This window comes from Rhodobacter sp. 4.3.4 (genome assembly GCF_058724655.1).
Map to the genome: position 1 here is coordinate 60610 of NZ_JBZXDU010000003.1, position 18135 is coordinate 78744.

Below are 18135 nucleotides of genomic sequence, written 5' to 3' on the forward strand. Positions count from 1 at the left end.
GAGGGCATCGGCAGGGCCGCCATGCTAGATCCGCGCCATGCCGAAGACCGCTGATCTGCTTGAAGAAATTGCTGCGCTGAAGGCGATGCTGATCGCGGCGGACGCACGCGACAAACGTAAGGATGAGCGGATCGCGCGTCTGGAGAAGCTGGTCGCGGCCTTCAAACAGGCGGCCTTTGGGCGACGGTCGGAGAAGAGCGATCCGGACCAGTTCGAACTGGCGCTGGAAGACCTCGAAACCGCCATGGCCGTGATCCATGCCGAAGAGGATGCCGAGGATCACGCTGCCAAGCGTCCCGCCAAACCGCGCGCTGCCAACCGTGGATCACTGCCCAAACACCTGCCGCGCATCGAAGAGGTCATCGAGCCGGACAGCCTGACCTGCGCCTGTGGCGGCTGCCTGCATTGCATCGGGGAAGACGTCTCGGAACGGCTCGACATCGTGCCAGCCCAGTTCCGCGTCATCGTCACCCGCCGCCCCAAATATGCCTGCCGGTCCTGCACCGACGGCGTTGCACAGGCGGCTGCCCCTGCACGGCTGATCCCGGGCGGTATGCCCACCGAGGCCACGGTCGCCCATGTGCTGGTAAGCAAGTATGCCGATCACCTTCCGCTCTATCGACAGGCCCAGATCTACGGCCGCCAAGGCGTCGATCTCGACCGTTCCACCCTTGCGGACTGGGTGGGCCGCGCGGCCTTCGAACTGCGTCCCGTGCATGACACGCTGATGGCGGATCTGAAGCGGTCAACCAAGCTCTTCATGGATGAGACCCGTGCCCCGGTCCTCGATCCGGGGGCGAGAAAGACGAAGACCGGATACTTCTGGGCCCTGGCCCGCGATGACCGACCATGGGGCGGCACGTCACCACCGGGCGTGGTCTTCACCTATGCCCCCGGTCGGGGCGGGCAACATGCTGAACGGATACTGCAGGGCTTCGGCGGCATCCTGCAGGTCGATGGCTATGCCGGCTACAACCGCCTGATAGCCGTGGACCGGATAGGTCCTGGCATCCAGCTGGCGCATTGCTGGGCCCATGCCCGCCGCAAGCTGATCGAGATCACCCGCACCGGACCCGCGCCGATTGCCGAGGAAGGCGTGGCCCACATCCGCGATCTCTATGCCATCGAGGCCGAGATCCGCGGCAGCGACCCCACCACCCGACTATCCGTTCGGCAGGATCGCTCCGCCCCGATCCTCGCCCGCATCGACGAGTGGCTGACGCACCACCGCGCCCGCGCCTCGGCCAAATCGCCCTTGGGCGAGGCACTCGCCTACATCGCCAAATACCGCAACGGCCTTGGCCGCTTCCTCACCGATGGCCGCGTCGAGATCGACAACAACACCGTCGAACGCACCATCCGCCCCATCGCCTTGAACCGCAAAAACGCCCTCTTCGCAGGACACGACGCCGGAGCAGAAAACTGGGCCGTCATCGCCTCGCTCATCGAGACCTGTAAAATGAATGGCGTCGATCCCCACGCATGGCTGTCAGCCACGCTCACAGCCATCGTCAAAGGCCACAAGCAGAGCCAGATCGACGATCTGCTTCCATGGAATTACCCCGTCACGGTGTGATCAGGACACCGCTTACCATCTTCCTGTTCTGGATCTCAATCTGGGTTCCGGCAACGATGGCGGCGGAGCGCGGCAGGTCGGTTTTGGGCTGGCTCCTTATGACGCTTTTCTTCTCGCCCGTGATCTCCATCATCGCGCTGCTGGTTCTGGGGCCTACGGTCGAAACATCTCTGAACCGGATGCCCAGAAGGTAGCCGACGCTGTTGCCGTCGGGGGCTTGCGGACAGCTGTCGGCTGTATCTTATCGAAAAGGATAGGATGGCTTATGGCGTGCGCCCTGGGGAGCGATTTTTAGCGAAATCGGTAAGATAGCTCGGGGGCCTGATCACACAGATGAGCTGGACGCGTTGCTAGGCCTTATCGGGCGGCGCGGGTCGCGCAGGGACTCATCCTCGGGCAGTTGGCGCATCTAACCGGCATCAGTGCGCCCGCGCTGCCGCTGATTGAGGCCGCCAAGCGCGATGCCCGTGTGATGACCGTCGCGAGGATTTGCTGCCCCCTGCGAGTGCGGCTTACCGATCTTCTGAAGGATCGCCCGTCAAAGCCCGGTGAGTGTGGTGCGCCGAATGGGCAAGGCTACGACCGCGGGGATTATCAATGAGCGCGAGGGGCCCGATCTGATCTGAGGTGGAAGGGCCGTCCGCCACATCGCCTCACACTGATGTCCAGAACCGAGGAACCCCGGTGCGTTCGCACGGGGCTCCAGCGATTCAGAGTTTCGGTTCCGGTGGATTGATAAGTTTAGTGGGTCATGCCTGGGGCCGCGTTTACCATAACAATAGTTGGTTAACAGATTCTTGCGCCAAGGAACGTGTCTTGCGGCACTCTTGTCGAGGATTTTGCAACCCTCGGCCGAAAGGACGGTCGTCGCTTGAACCCATATGGTCGAAGGTTCGAGCAGGCGTGAGTATTCTTGCAAAGGTCGCGTCGGAAATAAATTCGCGCCTCCGCCGAAGTACGGGGAACCCATTTGCGCCAGAAGAAGTTTCGAAAATTTTAACGTTTCAGGAACTTTTAACGCCCCGACGATAAGCTGAAGGCGGGTGAAGAGAGGTGGAAAACATGGCGATTCAGGCGAAATTGTCAGCCGCCGCGGGTGTCGCGATTAGCGAAACCATTGATGAGTCAATGTTTGGGGTGAACACCCTATTCAACCGAGATGATGCGAATCCGACTGCATTTTGGAACGCATACGATCAATCCGGAGCCAACTTGGTGAGGTATCCGGGGGGCACAATCACCGAGCAATATTTCGACCTCTCGAAACCTGAACAGACAGTTTGCAATAACTACTTTGACATTGTGGCTGGAGCGGCCAAAGTTCAGACGAGTACGACATTCAGCTTCACCTCTTTCTTGAAAGACGTCTCCGAGGCAGGGGATCAAGCGGTTATCGTTCTGCCAACCTACAGGTACTTTGATCAAGAGACACGTACGCTCGCAGTCGGCGCTGAAAAAATTATCCGAGACTTTGTTATTTACGCTCTGGCTCAAGGCCACGGTGGCGCCGATATTGCTGCCTTCGAAATTGGCAACGAGTGGTATCAGTCCAATTTCAATTGGTCTCCGGAGGAGTTTGGCGCATTTCAAGCCAAGTATGCGAGAATCGTATGCGACGCTATCGCAAGTACTCGCGCCGCGGATCCGCCAGGTGTGTTCGTTCAAGCTGGCCAGTCGCTGCTTCAAGATTCTATACTGTCGAGCTACTTTCAAAACGCAAACGCGCCTGAAATCTCGGGCGTTACGATGCATTTCTACATCACGAACTCCGCAGGAAATCCACTGGCGATGGGCGGTGGGATCAAGGATCGTATCTCATATGTAAATGACCATTGGTCCTCGGCGATCGATGATTTCCAAATAGCGGTTACTGAGTGGAATGTTGGCTCGAATGGGCCGAACGACACGCCCGTAAGCGGCCTGATGCGCGGCTCGGCGTTTCTTCGGCTTTTTTACGAAATGGTGGTCGGCGGAGTAGACATTGCGACGGTATGGACGACGATTTCAGCGGGTCCTGCCGGTCTATGGACCGATGAGCGAGGTTCGACTGATCCCTATGAGACGGAAACTGGGGTACTCTATCGACTGATGGCGGAGTCGCTCGTGGGCTATCAGGCAAAGACCAGGCCAGAACAAATTTTTGTCTATGACGCCGCTGGCGGAAAGGTCGGGTACAACTTCCTATACTCTCACGGAAATGACGACGTTCTCTATATTGCTTCTGGCGTGAATGAGAAATTCGTCGCGAAAGCGGATGTTTCGCAAATCGTGAATTCGTCGACATATGCCTACGCCATTGTGGTCGGATGCGCGCCGGGCAAGGCGCCGGATGATTATTATTCGCAAGCTTCCACGCGTATTGTTTCTGATATCAAGCTCTCCATCGGATCAGACGGAAAGATAACCGCAAGTATCGACCTCAATCCCTACGAGGTTGTAGAGTTTCACTTTGTGGATGGGCGCGGGGTGACCATCAATGGAGATAGGATTTTTGAGGTCACTGACAACATTATCGGAAGCGATTACGCCGACATCCTGCGAGGATTTGGCGGAAATGACGTCGTTAACGGGGCTACCGGAGCGGACCTGATAGATGGCGGCGCTGGAAATGACACATTGTCAGGCAGCGATGGCAATGACACCATTCTGGGAGGCGACGGGAAAGATGTCGTCTACGGAGGAACTGGGGACGATTCCATTGATAGCGGGGCGGGTTCTGATACGATCGTTTCTGGCGGTGGTAACGACTTTGTCCATGCGAGCGAGGGAGATCTCGTGGATTTGGGCATCGGGAACGACACCATAGAGGCTGCTGGGGCTGGAATCAGTGTCAGCGGGGGCGATGGTCAGGATCTCCTGTCCTTTATCAACTACAGTTCTGGTGTGTCGATTCAATTCGACTATGGTCTCGCTGCGGTGGCTTCAACGCATCAGCGTCTCTCGTTCAGCTCGATCGAGAATTTCCGAGGCACCGCGATGAAAGATAATTTCACGATTTATGCCGGAAATGCTAATTGCGATATGGGGGATGGGGGAGACAACGCCATTTATGGAGATGATGCATCCGGAGAAGTGTCTCTCGGCGCGGGAGACGACTTCGCGATGATCTTTGGATCGGATGTCATTGTTCTGGGGGGCGCGGGAGAAGACCAAATCATGGCTTATGCGGACTGTACTATCGCGGGCGGATCCGGCTCGGATATCATCAGGGTCTTCGCTGACGGCGCCAAAATCATTTACGAGCTTGGCGATGGGACGGACGTGATAGGAGGACATGACGTGTCGGACATCAAGCTGCTGCTTGGGGCCTCTGCGCAGGCAGCACTCGACAACGGCCATACTCATATCTTGTCCTCGGCCAATGGAGCGAGCCTACGCTTTGAGGACGGAGGATCGATCACCTTCGTTGGACTGACTGCCGCGGAGCTTGAACTGATGATTTAAGGGCACCTGGAAAGGCAACCTAACCTTGTCCTTCCTAATGCCTCGCGGAACACCGCTTCCGGGAAAAAACTGGTGAGCTCATAGAAGTGTAGACCGCTTTCGAAAACTGGTCTAACTTTCTTAATTAGTTCGCCCCGGACGACATCGAAGCCCTTGATTTCGCGCGCGGAACAGATGGTTTTGCTCGTCAGCACCTGCGGGCTTTTCGTATGATTCCACTCGAAACCCCGCATTTCGGTTCGTCGCATGAAGCACTGCTCCAGCCCGCCGGAACAAGATGACCTTCTGCGTCTGGTCGAGATTAATGACTCGCCCCAAGACCTGTCGAAGCTCGCCGCGCCGATCGACCGGGAGGTTTTCGAGAGCCGACGATCATTGTTCTTCCCCTCGGGCGCCGGCTGCCCCGTCGCGCCACCCCGATTATTCGCCTGGCTGCTCTACCTGCGGCATGCGTTTCGGCTCTTGGACGAGGTCGTCGTCGCGCGTTGGGTCGGAAACCCCTATTGCCAACATCTCACCGGCGAGACCTTCTTTCCGCATCACCCGCCGAACGCCCCCTCGTCGCTGATGCGCTGGCGCAAGCGCATCGATAAGGAAGGTGTCGAATGGATGCTGACGCAAACGATCCCGGCCGGGACGTTCGCGCCGGGCAGCCTGCAGCGGGTGGCGGTCGATAGCACCGTGACGGAGAAGGCGATCGCTCATCCGACCAGCGCCCGGCTTTACGAGCGGGCGCGGGCGCAGTTGGTGGCCCCGGCCGTCGAGGTCGGGGTGTTGTTGCACCGGAGCTATGCCCGTCTTGCCCCGCGGCTGGCGGTGCGCGTTGCCCGTTGCGCCCATGCCACGCAGTTAAAGCGCATGCGCAAAGCGCTGAAAGCATTAAAAGGATATGCCGGCCGGGTGCTGTGCGACCTGCGCCGTCGGCTTAAAGACATCGCCGAAGGGGAGTTGCGCGAACGCATTGGCGACCGGCTTGTCTTGGTCTCGCGGTTGCTGGGCCAGGAGCTGAAGGGGCGCGACAAGATCTATGCCCTGCACGCGCCCGAGGTCGGTTGCATTTTCAAAGGTAAGGCGCTGATGCGCTATGAATTCGGCGGCAAGGTCTGCATCGCCACGACGCTCGATGAGAGCTTTGTCGTCGGCATGCGCAGCTCTGCGGGCAATCCTTACGGCGGTCACATGCTGGGCGCCGAGCTTGAGCAAGTAGAAATCCCGACCGAGCGCCCGCCCGAATTGGTTGTCATCGACCGGGGCTATCGCGGCCATGACGTCGACAAGACCCAGGTTCGGATCAGCGACCGGCGCGCGGTGATCGAGCCCGAAATCGGCCACATGAAGACCGACGGCCGACTTGCGCGACACCCGCTGAAAAGGAAGCCCGCTGAAAGGCATGATCGGCGATGCGCTCTTCGCGGTGCCGTGCGGCTGCGGACACAATATCTGCAAGATTCTGGCCTGGCTGTGGGCAATTTTGGCGCGCTTGATCATGATGATCATCGCGTCTCTCTGGTGTGACGAGTTCTCCAATCGATCGCGCTGACAGCGTGATCGGGTTGTTCAGGGCGAACTGATAACTCGCCTAATTCCTTCAACGCACAGAAAATTGGCGCTGAGTGAGAACCTGATCGCATGAAAAAGTCTGTCTATATACACATGGGGCCGCATAAAACTGGCTCAACGTCTATCCAGAAGTTTATCCGCCAAAATGCGCGCCTCTTGAGGGAGGTTTATGATGCTGAGGAAGTGCCGTTAGAATATACAAGGAGAGCTGTTGAGCATATTCGCCTTGGGTCTTGGCAAGCGCTTCGCGAGGTGCTCATAGAACTAAATGACCACATTGAGCAGCGCCCGTGCAGCATTTTTCTTTGGTCATCAGAAGATTTGGCCGGAGAATTGCCTGGACGAAAAGGGGGCAAAAATCCATATTGCCATTTAGGTCGTGTTGTTTCCGAAATTCAAGAAACGCTTCGTGGTGCCAATTGTAATTTTTATTTTTTCAGACGAGAGCCTGTTGACTGGCTTGAGAGTGCATTTGTGCAGCACTTGAAATATCGAAGTCGTTTCAAGTCGGCTGAGGAATTCAAATCTTGGATGCATTTTGAAAGTCTGTGGGATAAAGTTATTGGGCGTGTGCGGAGTGATAATTTTTATGTGCTGGATTTCAAAAAGGATGATGCGCTCGGGGTCGTGCGCGTATTGGCGGATGCTATCCCAGTTCTTGATCAGCTTTTGTCACATGCGGAAGTTATAATCGGAGAGCTGCGAGAAAATGTGACTCCTCCTAGAGAACTCGTCGAAATCTTGAAGTGCATCGCAAATTCTGGAGCGTCCGAACCTGCAAGGGCCGTCGCTCGCGAAGTAATTCGGAGCTCCTTTGGCAATCCTGTAGAGAAAGATCGAGCAAAGAAAGAAAAAAATACGAGAGAGTTGGTCCCTTCAAAATCAGATTGGCCGCCCCTTCTTCGCGTATCGGAAGACTTTCCTGAGCGCCTACTGCCTCTATTTGAGCGTAGCCGCGCACGAGTTGCCACTCAAAATCAACCTGATATATTGCCGGACATCACGGAAGATCTCCGCCCTTTCTCTATCCGTATTGTTCGTCCGGATGGTGAGTGGCCGCAAACCGGAAGAGGTCGGATAGAGGATCAAGCGGCGATGCTGAAGCATCGGATGTCAGGGCTTCCGGAATCTGCTTTCTTGTTGGCTCTAGCTATTTCTTATTTGCGTCGAGATACCCCAGTAACTGAAAAGGCTAAGATAATTTTTCATAGGCTTTGGGAAGAAGAATATGAGGTCCTGCTCGGTGTTCTTCCTGCGCGCTGGCTAATTTCTTCACTGCAGACTTATCTTGATCATGGTTGTACTGAATCTCAGAGAATAATTGGTGCAAGCGGTTATTTCTATGCCAACATGATAAAAATTTACGAGGGCGAGCGGGCTGTTGATGGCTTGTGCCCTGAGGGAGACTGCGACAACACGGTGCCCATAACGGAAATCGGCTTTATTGGCTTGGATAGGTATAATATTGGCGCTACTGATCTGCTGCTCAATACAAATGCTCTACTGCTTGAATTGTCTCTTCGTGACAAAGTTTCTGGTCGAGTTTTGCGGGAGTTTATCATGAGAACTGCGGAGTCGCACAATGTTTTTACACGTCACGATCGATATCGCAAAAAGCATAGTATTAATGAAAAGCCATTTTTGAACTGCTGGAGCTTTTTCAATCCCCCATCCTAGACCCCATGATCGGGTTGTGAGCTGACTGGGTTGGCGGCCTCTCCCGCGGCATTCTCCGTTCGAGGGTTGCGCCAGATTGACTGGCGCCGAGCTTCAAGAATGTAAGCGATGTTGCGCCCCACCTTCCATGGGTGTTTTGGATCTGGGAATTGACCTCGATGATCGATGGGATGGAGTTTCTCCATGGAGTCTACATTGGAGGTTCTCCCGGTGCGCGGCCGGGGGCTTCGGAACGGGAAGTGGCCCGATGAAGTGAAGGCGCGGATCGTGGCGGAGACGCTGGCGCCGGGAGCGACAGTCGGGGAGGTCGCGCGTCGGCATGGTCTGCCGGCAAACCATGTGTCGTCGTGGCGCACACTTGCCCGGCAGGGGCGGCTGGTTTTGCCCGCCCTGTATTGACCCAGTGAAATCCTGCTCATGCTACAAAGGAGAACGTGGCCATGAGTATGACGATGGACGACAGCATCGAACGTTGGACGGCGGAGCGGAAGACCGCCTTGGTGATCGAGATCATTCAGGGCAAGACGACGGTTGCCGAGGCGAGCCGGTCGTTTGACCTGACGCCTTCCGAGATCGAGGGCTGGGTTGAGGACGCGAAGCGTGGCATGGAGAATTCCTTGCGCGCCAACCCTCTCGATATTCGCGAGCAATACGAAAAGCAGCTCAAGGATCTGCAAGAAGCCTATGGCGAGGCGATGCTGGAGCTGCGCGCCCGAAAAAGCTGGCGGCCCTCATGGAGCGGGAGGACGGGCAATGATCCGGACGCTCCATGAGGGCCTGCTGGCCGATGGTATCGCGGTGTCGATTGCCAAGCTTTGCACCTGGTTCGGCGTGCCGCGGCGCACGGTCTATTACAAGCCGACCAAAGCAGCGCCCAAAGTTGATGACCGGTTCGCGGTCCCGATCAAGGCGATGATCGAGGCAAATCCCTCGTTCGGCTACCGCACGGTGGCTTGGTTGCTGGGGTTCAACAAAAATACGGTGCAGCGGGTCTTTCAGATCAAGGGCTGGCAGGTCCGCAAGCGCGCCATCGGCATGCGACCGCGGATCGAGGCGGTGCCCTCGGTCGCCACGGCGCCGAACGAGCGTTGGTCAACGGATCTGGCGCGGGTCTGGACCGGCAAGGACGGCTGGGCGTCGCTCGCCTTGGTGATCGATTGCCACACGCGCGAACTGTTGGGCTGGCATCTGTCGCGCTCCGGCAAGGCCACGACTGCCAGCGCCGCGCTCGAGCACGCCCTGATCAGCCGATTCGGAACGCTTGGCCGGGTCAACCGGGAATTCCTCCTGAGGTCTGACAATGGCGTTCGCCATGGGCCTCGGACCAGTGGCGGCACCATGGCTCACTCTTCACAAGCCGCCACTTCACGGCGCTGGTCCGCAGCTATGGCCTGAAGCAGGAGTTCATCACCCCGCACTGCCCGCAGCAAAACGGCATGGTGGAGCGCGTCATCCGGACGCTCAAGGAGCAATGCATTCACCGGCACCGCTTCGAGAGCATCCAGCACGCCAACCGCGTCATCGGCGACTGGATCAGTTTCTACAACCACCGCCGCCCGCATCAGGCCCTTGCCATGCGCACGCCTGTCGAGGCATTCAGATTAGCGGCTTAACTTGAGCAGATTCCGCCGGGTTAATACACTGGTCAAGGATCACCGGGCGCTGCTCACCTTCTAAGACCACCCGACCGAGCATTGGAAGCACATACGGACATCAAATCCGATCGAACTATCCTTCGCCACCGTGCGCCATCGTACCAAACGCGCCAAGGGATGTCTGAGCCGCCAGACAGGCCTCGCCATGCCGTTCAACCTGATGATCGCCGCGCAGAGCAAATGGCGCAAGCACGATGGCCGGAACCGGTTGCCCGAGATCATCCAAGGGGTTGAGTTCCGCGAAGGCCTGCGCCAAGTTCAAGCCGTCGCATGATCCGCCATCACAAGCTTTCGGCGATATCTCAGAGACCGCCGCGGCCAAGACATAGAGGTAATAGCCTACTCATTACTGAAAAACAGCGCCACGGGAATGTAGTATGCAAGAAACGAAGCAAAAAGAATGGGGAGCAGGTCAGGCGTCATGGAAACATGGATTACATTTAAAGACCTCGAGAATGCAATAAATGACAACTACGAAATGGCCTTGGCTTCTGGACATTCCCATGAAGCGTCTATCGCACGAGCTGCAGCGTTTCTTGCTATCCACCGGGATCAAATCATCCACCCCGCAGTTTCAACTGGAATAGTTGAGTTGGTCTTGAAGGCAAAAAATACGGAAGCGTGAGGTGGTGTGTAAGCCTGCGGTGAGGCTTGCAATTGCTCATAAGTGGGGTCGTGTCCGTCAAGCTGGTGTAATTTTCCGGATGGCCTGAGGTCATGATCAGGCGGCTTTCGTGGTGATGCTGAGAATTGGGTCGATCTCCTCCTTGTCGATCTGCGCGAAGGCCTCGACCATCATGTAGCGGCTCGAGGTCTGCCAGTCGTCGTTGGCTTCGAACAGCACCGCACCGATGAGGCGCAGGATGAAGACCTCGTTGGGAAAGATGCCGACGACATCGGCGCGCCGCTTGCCATGGCTCTTAGGAAAGAACGGCTTCAGGCGCTCCATCTGCGCCTCGGTAAGCCAGTAAAGGTTGCTCATCGATCAGGTTCCCTTGCGCGGGCTGAATCACACCAAGAGCCCAAAATCAATGGGTCTGGAGCCTAACAGGCCGCTGAAATAGTCGGCCTCGACCGCGGATGCAGAACATGATTCACCCCTTCCCATAGCGAAGGGGGATCACGATGCGGGGCACGGACGAGACGAGCGGGTCGCTTTTCAGCTATGTCGACCTCGAGGATCGCATCCCGGCCAGGCATCCGCTGCGCAAGATCCGGCAGGTGGTCAATGATGCGCTGGCCAGCCTCGATGCTGATTTCGAAGGGCTTTACATCCGCTTCGGCCGCCCCTCGATCGCGCCGGAACGGCTGATCCGGGCGAGCCTTCTGCAGATCCTGTTTTCGATCCGCTCCGAGCGCCAGCTGATGGAGCAGATGGATTACAACCTGTTGTTTCGCTGGTTCGTCGGGCTGGGGATCGACGATCAGGTTTGGGTGCCGACGGTTTTCACGAAGAACCGCGACCGGCTGATGAATACCGAGATGTCGCGCAAGATAATGGCCGCGATCCTGGCGCATCGCGAGGTGGCGCCGCTCCTGTCGGACGAGCATTTCTCGGTCGATGGCACGCTGGTGAAGGCTTGGGCGTCGATGAAAAGCTTTCAGCCGAAGGCGCCGCCGCCCGAGGCCGAGGATCCCGATGATGATCCGGGTGACGAGGATCCCGGCGCGCCGCCGCCGCCAAGCCCCGCCCCCGACGCGACCGAAGCAAAGCCCGATCCGATGCCCCGCAGCCGCCGCCAGAACCGCAATGCCGAGGTCGACTTCCGGGGCGAGAAACGCTCGAATGCGACGCATGCCTCGACCACCGATCCCGAGGCGCGGCTTTACAAGAAATCCCCCGGCACCGGTGCGATGCTGTGCTTCATCGGCCATGCGCTGATGGAGAACCGCTCCGGCCTGATCGTGCAGGGCGAGCTGACCCGCGCCGATGGCCACGCCGAACGGCAAGCCGCGCTCGACATGATCCACCGACATTCGCCGGGGTCAACCCGGCGCCTGACGCTGGGCGCCGACAAAGGTTATGACGCCGCCGAATTCATCCGAGATCTGCGCAGGGCCTGCGTCACGCCCCATGTCGCGCAAAAGGCCCGACATTCCGCCATCGACCGCCGCACCACCCGCCACGACGGCTACGCCCTTTCCCTCAAGCATCGAAAGCGGATCGAAGAGGCTTTCGGCTGGGCCAAGACGGTCGGAGGGATGGCGCAGACGATGTATCGCGGCATCGAACGGGTGCAGTCGCGGTTCATCCTGACGATGGCCGCCAACAATCTGGCAAGACTGCCCAGGCTGCTCGCCGCCTGAGGACGAAGAGCAGTGGACCGGCGGGCGCTCAAGCCCAGAACTCGTACGAAAACGGGAAGTCCTTCTCGTCTGCCGACTATTTCAGCGGCCTGCTAAGGCACCGAAACCTTAAAGTAGGCCCCGCATCTGCGTCGCTCGCTGCATCGCATCGCTTGTGATCGGCTCGCTGACCGCCGGCAGGATATGATCGCCCACCGACTCAAGCGCCCGCTCCAGTGCAGGACCCAGCCGATCCGTCATGTCCTGCAACAGCTCCAGGGCGCGGCCCTTAGGCAGACCCGCCGCGCGCCCCTCGGCCTCGAAGTGGCGTGGCACGATCTCGTCGATGCCGTAATGGCCATCAATTGACATGGCAAGGCGGTAGCGCTTGCGCTGCAAGCGTCCGGTGCGCACGACTGGCGCGATGCTCAGGATGTCATAGAGGGGGGCAAGCGTGAACCGCGCCCGACGTCCCAGACGCAGGCTGAAGTTCTTGGCGTGCCCGTCTGAGGCCCCGATTAGGAAGAAGAAGATCTGCGCCCGGAAGAACGTCTCTCGATCCTCGATGGGCGTGTCGGATTCCCGCAGTAACTCCATGATCTGCGCGACACCGGGGCCACCCTGCGTCTGGTACTTCATGGCGGAAGGGTAGCCCAAAGACTGACAGATGTCCTCTTGCGGCAGGCGTTTCAGGGTGTCGCCTTGCCAGGCACGGTCGAACCGTTCGACCGAAAGCACGACCTGCCCGGACAGGGTGAGCTTTTCGACATGGGCCACGGGCAGGCCGATTTCTCGCGCCAACGTCATGCAGAACAATTCATTTTCGACGCTGTCGCTCAGGTCGAGCTGCTCGGGGCCGGGAATGATGCCTATGGGCGTCTTGAAGATATGGCTGGTCGGCGTGATGCCGCGCGGCTTGGCCCACTGCCCGTCGATACGCAAATAGGCCGTCTTCTCCTGCGCGCCGGCGATGGAAATCCGGAAATCCTCGTCTTCACTCAGGGCGAGCGGCGCGGCGGCGAGGTTCTTCAGGTCGGCGACCATCTCCGCTTCCGAAATGATGCGATACTGCATGTCACGCTCGGACGGAGCCTCGTCCACCGGCAGGAATTGCAGCGCACCGACACAGTCGCGTCCCAGCAAAGACAACAAAGAAAACACATCCTTGCCTTGCGCCCCGACGCGTGCGGCGATCTTCTCGCGCAGCTCGCCTTCGGCATCGGGCAAGAGGTTGTCGAAGGCGGCGACAACGGGATCGCCCTGCCATTTGAGCTTAGTCAGCGGAAGGGCGCTGGCAACCGGAAAAGCGGCCTCGGATGCGAGCCAGTCAGGATCATAGGTGAACGCGATGGCCCCATCCGTCGCGCGGGTCAGCGTTCCCACCCTCGCCCTTTCGTACCAGACCGCTGTCTTGCTCTGGCGTTTGCGGCGGCCCGCGCGTGCGATCCGTGCCATCCTAGCGCTGTCCTGGGTCTGCTATACGATCCGTCGCGGACAGGTCCGCGCCGAGGGCCTCCAAGAGGCGCAGGTAGACATCGAGGCTGACAGATACGACACCGTTTTCGATGTCGGAAATGGTGGATTGCGCGGTGCCTGTCATCTCGCCAAGCTGCTTTTGGCTGATCTTCCGCGCCGCTCGCCGCGCGCGTAGTACGGTTCCGGCTTGGCGCAGGCTTCGAATGGGGTATCTGGGCAAAACTTCCATGACTTCCGATAGCTTATGGGATATATTCTGTCAATATCGCTCTTGAGCTATAATTTTACATAATAGCCCGCGGGCTATGGCCGCCGAGACGAGAGCTGACGGATGGGGATGCAGGGGCGCGGCTGCAGTCTCCGCCTGGCACAGCGAGATGATCGTGGTATCGTCAGACAGAGGCGTATCGTTCCTTTTGGAAGTTCTGGCAGGCTTGGACGCCCGCCACGACACGCCGCCTGATCAGGCCCCATCACCCATTTCTAGCAATAGCTCTCCCGCGTTGACCCGCAGTGGTATAGCCAATGCTTCTCGTACTTAAGCGCAGACACCCTCACCCGGCCATTTCTGAGACCCGCTTCGAGAACTTCGCCATCCGCGCCAATGCGTTTTCCTGCGATGGCGTCAGAGCTTCGAGCCCGATCTCGGCGATATCCTTGGTTGTGCCCGTTCCGCCCGAGGCAATCTTCTCTGCGATTTTCGGAACTGCGGCAGGCGACGCAAGTTCTGGAGTCGTGGGATAGTCGATCTGGCAGAAACCTGCGAGCCGACGCTCGAGCGCCTCCATGCGCTCCACAAGCCCGAGAACCTTGGCGCTTTCGCGCGAGGGATAAGGCAGGGGGCCTGTTTGCGCGTTGAAGAGCGACAGGAACGTCGGATCCTCGAAATAGACGATGCGGCTCACCAGAAGCGGATTCTGTCGCTCGGGGATCAGGATCGCCTGATCGGGGCTTAGGCGGCGCACTTCGTCCGGGGTGAGAAGCGGCCGCTCTTCCATGCGGCGGCTGACCGAGCGGCGCTGCACAAAATCCCGATCCCGTGACAGGCTGTCGGAAACCGCGAGCTTGGTGGTCTTGCCGAGCGCGTCGGAAATCTCTCCGGCAGTTTTCTTGTCGTTGGCGGCGAGGTAAAGCTTCATCCCTGCGGCGGCTTCAAGCGACAGGCGGACGTTCTCGCCGTAGATATTGTCTAGGCCGGGGATCGACTGGGTGATGATCGAGACCCGCGCCCCATGCCCTGCAAGTTGCTTGAGGGCCTGTTCGACGATCGGCATCGGGCCAAGCTGGTCGAATTCGTCAAGCAGCACCATCACGGGCCAGGGCTCGGTCTCGGGCGAAGGCATCGTGGCCCGCATCGTGGCGATGAGTTCGCCAAAGAAGAGCCGCACAAGCGGCGCCAAGGTGCGGATATCATCGGCATTGACCACGACATAGATCGACATCGGCCGCTTGCGCAGATCGGCGAAGGAGAAGTCGTTGCCCCCCGTGGCGCGATCGACAGCCGGGTTGTTCCAGAGCGTCATGCCCGCCCCGCCGAGAACGGAAGCATGCGAGGAAAGCGTGCGGTCAGAATAGCCCGCAAACTTGCGGAAGGTCTGTGCGGCATTCGGGTGTTTCACCTCAAGCGCGTGCTCGGCATAGACCTCGGAGGTTGCACCCAGACCAAAGAGGATGCGGCTGATTTCGCCGATGGTCGGGCGATTGCGCTCGATCGCCAGAAGCCCTGCCGCAACGAAAAGCTCGCGGCCCTCGGTCAGGAAATCCCCCGCCGTGCCCTTGTCGGAGACGGTCAGGAAATAGTCCGAGATCTTTGAAAGCTCGGTATAGCGTTGCTCGGGGTTTTCGATGCGGGCGACGCGCTCGAGCGGGTTGTAGCGATGCGTCGGGTGTTCGAAGTCGAAAGGGGAGAAGCGATAGACCTCGTCGCCCTGGGCCTTGCGGTGGCGCGAGGTCGCCTCGAAGATCTCGCCCTTGACGTCGAGGATCACGCAGGAGCCGTTGAAAAGAAGCGTGTTCGGGATCACATAGCCCACGCCCTTACCCGCGCGGGTCGGCGCCACAACCAGACAATGCGGAAACTTTTCGAAGGTCGCGCCGACATAGGGCGCGGATTTCCGCGGCGCCCCCAGTTTGCCGAAAACGAGCCCGGTGCCAACTGCCTGCAAAAGACCGTTCTTGCGCATCTCCCGGCGGTTCTGGAATTTCGCCTGCCCATATTCCGTGAGCTGCTGGCGCAGCGACATCGCTGCGCCAGCAAGACCAAAGACAATGGTCGCACCCCCGACGATTTGCCACGGGACAAGCCAAGGCGGGGTCAGCAGTCGTCCAAATCCCGGGAATTCGTTCACAAGCACGAAGATGCCGGTCGCATTCGGGTCGCGACCGAGGATCAGGTTCAGCACCACGCCCCCGGCGATGAGACCGACGATCAACCCCGCGAAAAGTCCAAGCGGCAGAAAAAGCAGAATGCGCGGCACGATCAGAACTCCAGTTCGCGTTCGAGCTTGCGGATTGGGGCGGGTTTGGTGCGTTCCGCTGCGTCTGTTTCCAGTCGGCGCTCGGCGCGTTCGGCCTCCTGCACTGTGACGCCAAGCGCGGGATGTTCCTTCGCCGCAAAGAGGATGGCCTTCGCAGCGGCCTCGCGTGCAGAGGGCTCGGCGAAATCCTTCGCCAAGGCCTCGGTCCGGCCCTGCGCAATATCCTCGAGCACCTTCTCGCCATAGCGAGCGCGCAGATCCGCGCCAAAGGCACCTGCCTGCTCTTCCGTCCGAAACGAAACCGGTTCCTGTTGGGTCTGAAACGCCGCCATTTTATGAAGGGTGGAAAGAAGCGGATACGGCTCACGGGACACCGCATCGGAGCGGGCAGTCTCGATCCCCCGAGCAGCCCGCTCAATAATCCGGTCCGTAATGTCTGACGCGCGCTCGCGGCCCTCTTCTTTACCGAGGTCGCGTTTGTGACGCGCTGCAATCTCCCGGAAGTCGGATTGATCCGGTGCCGCCTTTTCCAAAACGGCAGCCTCGCTCTGCTCGCGTTCCGCCCCGAAGGCGGCAGAGGCTTCGGCGGCGATTTCCTTCATCTCGGTCCGCAAGTCGGTCTGCACCGCTTTGGGCAGCTGGTCGATCTGCGTGCCGACCTTCTTCACCCAGGCCGAAATCGCCTTTTCCGGGTGTTGCCAGTTTTCAGCCTGTGCATCGCGATCCGCAACATGGCACAGGAGGACCGGATTTTCGGAGAGATGCTTGGCCAAGGTCTGGCTGAGCGGGCTTTCATCGGGGAACCTTGCGATGACCTCGGGCTCTCCGGCGCGGTCGAAGGTCATGAGGGCGAGAGACTCGCTTGGCAGGAAGCCACGCGATCCTTCCCCGTCCACAAACCGCCCAGTTCCGATCGTGGCTGTCGCATCGGAGATATGCGCCCCAACAGCTTTTCGGAACGCGGGATCCTCGACGAGTTGCTCGGCAAGTGCCCGGGTGGCGGATGTGTCGCGGTCGAAACTCACAACCAACTGGGCGTCTTCGCCAGCATAGATCGCCGCTTCGGGGCGGGCAAATTCGGGGCGAGCCTCGTGCGTGATCAAGACCACCTTCGGGATCAGCGCCGGGTCATCCGCGGCCTCTCGCGCCACCGCTGCGTCCCGGGCAACTGCGGCTTCCACCCGCTCCTCGCCGCCTTCGTAGAATTCATAGGCGTATTTCATCGCCTCGGATGCGGTCTCGAAGGTGCGGGCGGAATGCGATAGTTCCTTATTCCCGGTTGGCAGTGCCGCCTCATAGCCGGTGTGAATCCCAGCCTCTGTCCCGATGGCAACCGGGCGGAGATCGACGGATTGATCCGTGCGCGCCCATTCTCCCGCAGCAAGGATCACCGGTGCGCGGGTGGGTGCCGCGTCTTCCTGCTCGGTCATCCGCCCCGCCTCGGTCAGTTGCACCGCGTTCTTCAGTGTTGGGCCGGGAGGGTCAAGGTCGGTCGCGGTGGACCAGAGATCTGCCGCCTTTTCGGGCTCGGCCCGCGCCAAGGCTTCAAGATCGGAAACAAGACGCCTGTCGCTGCGCACGGCGTTTTCTACATCGGGCCCATCCCAGGAGATCTTGGAAAGCCGTTCATAGAGCGATGCTTCCATCGCGTTGAAATATCCCGTCCGGAACGCCCCGTCAGAGGCGTGCGAGTCAGGAAGGGATTTTCCGAACGTCTCCTCCGCCCCCGGTTCTCGGATCACATGCGTGGCGGCCATCCGCCGCGCCTTGCCTTCTTCCAAATGCAAAACGTAGGGGCGCTCGGCCGGGTCAGCGCGGAAAAAAGCCGCGCCAGCCTCAACCGGATCGGTGAATTTCTGCTCAGCCCCGCTCATTGTCAGGTGCAGCGCATAGGTTTCTTTCGGCCGGGAACCGGCTGGATCGCGATCGTCGTCCATGATCACCTTCGGGGAAAGCTTCGGGGGAGGGGGTGCGCAAGGGGTTT

14 protein-coding genes and 3 pseudogenes are annotated in these 18135 nt (G+C 59.2%); 11 read left to right on the top strand and 6 right to left on the bottom strand.

The window, feature by feature from the left end:
* The first annotated feature begins 37 nt into the window (after window positions 1–37).
* The gene (gene tnpC, locus AC4PTB_RS18405) at window positions 38–1576 is read left to right on the top strand and encodes an IS66 family transposase (protein ID WP_492190505.1); all 1539 of its coding nucleotides are present in this window, start codon (window positions 38–40) and stop codon (window positions 1574–1576) included.
* On the opposite strand, the gene AC4PTB_RS18410 is transcribed toward tnpC, so the two are convergent.
* Entirely contained in the window at window positions 1566–1709 is a 144-nt protein-coding gene (locus AC4PTB_RS18410) for a hypothetical protein (protein ID WP_492192767.1), read from the bottom strand. The genes tnpC and AC4PTB_RS18410 overlap by 11 nt on opposite strands.
* 929 nt (window positions 1710–2638) lie before the next feature.
* Between AC4PTB_RS18410 and AC4PTB_RS18415 the strand changes: the two genes are divergently transcribed.
* From AC4PTB_RS18415 to AC4PTB_RS18455, 9 genes and pseudogenes are all read left to right on the top strand, one after another.
* Window positions 2639–5020: a calcium-binding protein gene (locus AC4PTB_RS18415; RefSeq protein WP_492192768.1), complete on the top strand. Its 2382-nt coding sequence runs from the start codon at window positions 2639–2641 to the stop codon at window positions 5018–5020.
* Between the two features lie 246 nt (window positions 5021–5266).
* Window positions 5267–6560 (top strand): annotated as a pseudogene (locus AC4PTB_RS18420) (IS5 family transposase).
* Window positions 6561–6649: 89 nt separating this feature from the next.
* On the top strand, window positions 6650–8257 hold the full coding sequence (locus AC4PTB_RS18425; RefSeq protein WP_492192668.1) for a hypothetical protein: 1608 nt from the start codon (window positions 6650–6652) through the stop codon (window positions 8255–8257).
* A gap of 183 nt (window positions 8258–8440) precedes the next feature.
* On the top strand, window positions 8441–8656 hold the full coding sequence (locus tag AC4PTB_RS18430; RefSeq protein ID WP_492192669.1) for a transposase: 216 nt from the start codon (window positions 8441–8443) through the stop codon (window positions 8654–8656).
* A 41-nt stretch (window positions 8657–8697) separates the two neighbouring features.
* Window positions 8698–9030, top strand: a complete 333-nt coding sequence (locus tag AC4PTB_RS18435) for a transposase (RefSeq protein WP_492192670.1) — start codon at window positions 8698–8700, stop codon at window positions 9028–9030.
* Window positions 9011–9652, top strand: coding sequence for a DDE-type integrase/transposase/recombinase (locus AC4PTB_RS18440; protein ID WP_492192671.1), 642 nt, complete (start codon window positions 9011–9013; stop codon window positions 9650–9652). The genes AC4PTB_RS18435 and AC4PTB_RS18440 overlap by 20 nt, the downstream gene beginning before the upstream one ends.
* 41 nt (window positions 9653–9693) lie before the next feature.
* A complete protein-coding gene (locus tag AC4PTB_RS18445; protein WP_055212097.1) occupies window positions 9694–9870 on the top strand; it encodes an integrase core domain-containing protein in 177 nt (58 codons plus the stop codon).
* Between the two features lie 28 nt (window positions 9871–9898).
* Window positions 9899–10186 (top strand): annotated as a pseudogene (locus AC4PTB_RS18450) (IS256 family transposase); the annotation flags it as partial.
* A gap of 147 nt (window positions 10187–10333) precedes the next feature.
* Window positions 10334–10537 (top strand): hypothetical protein, encoded by a 204-nt coding sequence (locus AC4PTB_RS18455; RefSeq protein ID WP_492192672.1) that lies wholly within the window; start codon window positions 10334–10336, stop codon window positions 10535–10537.
* Window positions 10538–10768: 231 nt separating this feature from the next.
* Here the strand turns inward: AC4PTB_RS18455 and AC4PTB_RS18460 are convergent.
* Window positions 10769–10894: pseudogene (locus AC4PTB_RS18460) on the bottom strand (IS5/IS1182 family transposase); the annotation flags it as partial.
* 143 nt (window positions 10895–11037) lie between these two features.
* On the opposite strand from AC4PTB_RS18460, the gene AC4PTB_RS18465 reads away from it, so the two are divergent.
* Complete coding sequence (locus AC4PTB_RS18465) at window positions 11038–12219, top strand: IS5 family transposase (protein WP_492190214.1); 1182 nt, start codon at window positions 11038–11040, stop codon at window positions 12217–12219.
* A 108-nt stretch (window positions 12220–12327) separates the two neighbouring features.
* On the opposite strand, the gene AC4PTB_RS18470 is transcribed toward AC4PTB_RS18465, so the two are convergent.
* From AC4PTB_RS18470 to AC4PTB_RS18485, 4 genes are all read right to left on the bottom strand, one after another.
* Window positions 12328–13653, bottom strand: a complete 1326-nt coding sequence (locus tag AC4PTB_RS18470; protein ID WP_492192673.1) for a type II toxin-antitoxin system HipA family toxin — start codon at window positions 13651–13653, stop codon at window positions 12328–12330.
* Window position 13654: 1 nt separating this feature from the next.
* The gene (locus tag AC4PTB_RS18475) at window positions 13655–13903 is read right to left on the bottom strand and encodes a helix-turn-helix domain-containing protein (RefSeq protein WP_492192674.1); all 249 of its coding nucleotides are present in this window, start codon (window positions 13901–13903) and stop codon (window positions 13655–13657) included.
* A gap of 325 nt (window positions 13904–14228) precedes the next feature.
* Window positions 14229–16151, bottom strand: coding sequence for a type IV secretory system conjugative DNA transfer family protein (locus AC4PTB_RS18480; RefSeq protein WP_492192675.1), 1923 nt, complete (start codon window positions 16149–16151; stop codon window positions 14229–14231).
* A 2-nt stretch (window positions 16152–16153) separates the two neighbouring features.
* Entirely contained in the window at window positions 16154–18088 is a 1935-nt protein-coding gene (locus tag AC4PTB_RS18485; RefSeq protein WP_492192676.1) for a hypothetical protein, read from the bottom strand.
* Window positions 18089–18135 lie beyond the last annotated feature (47 nt).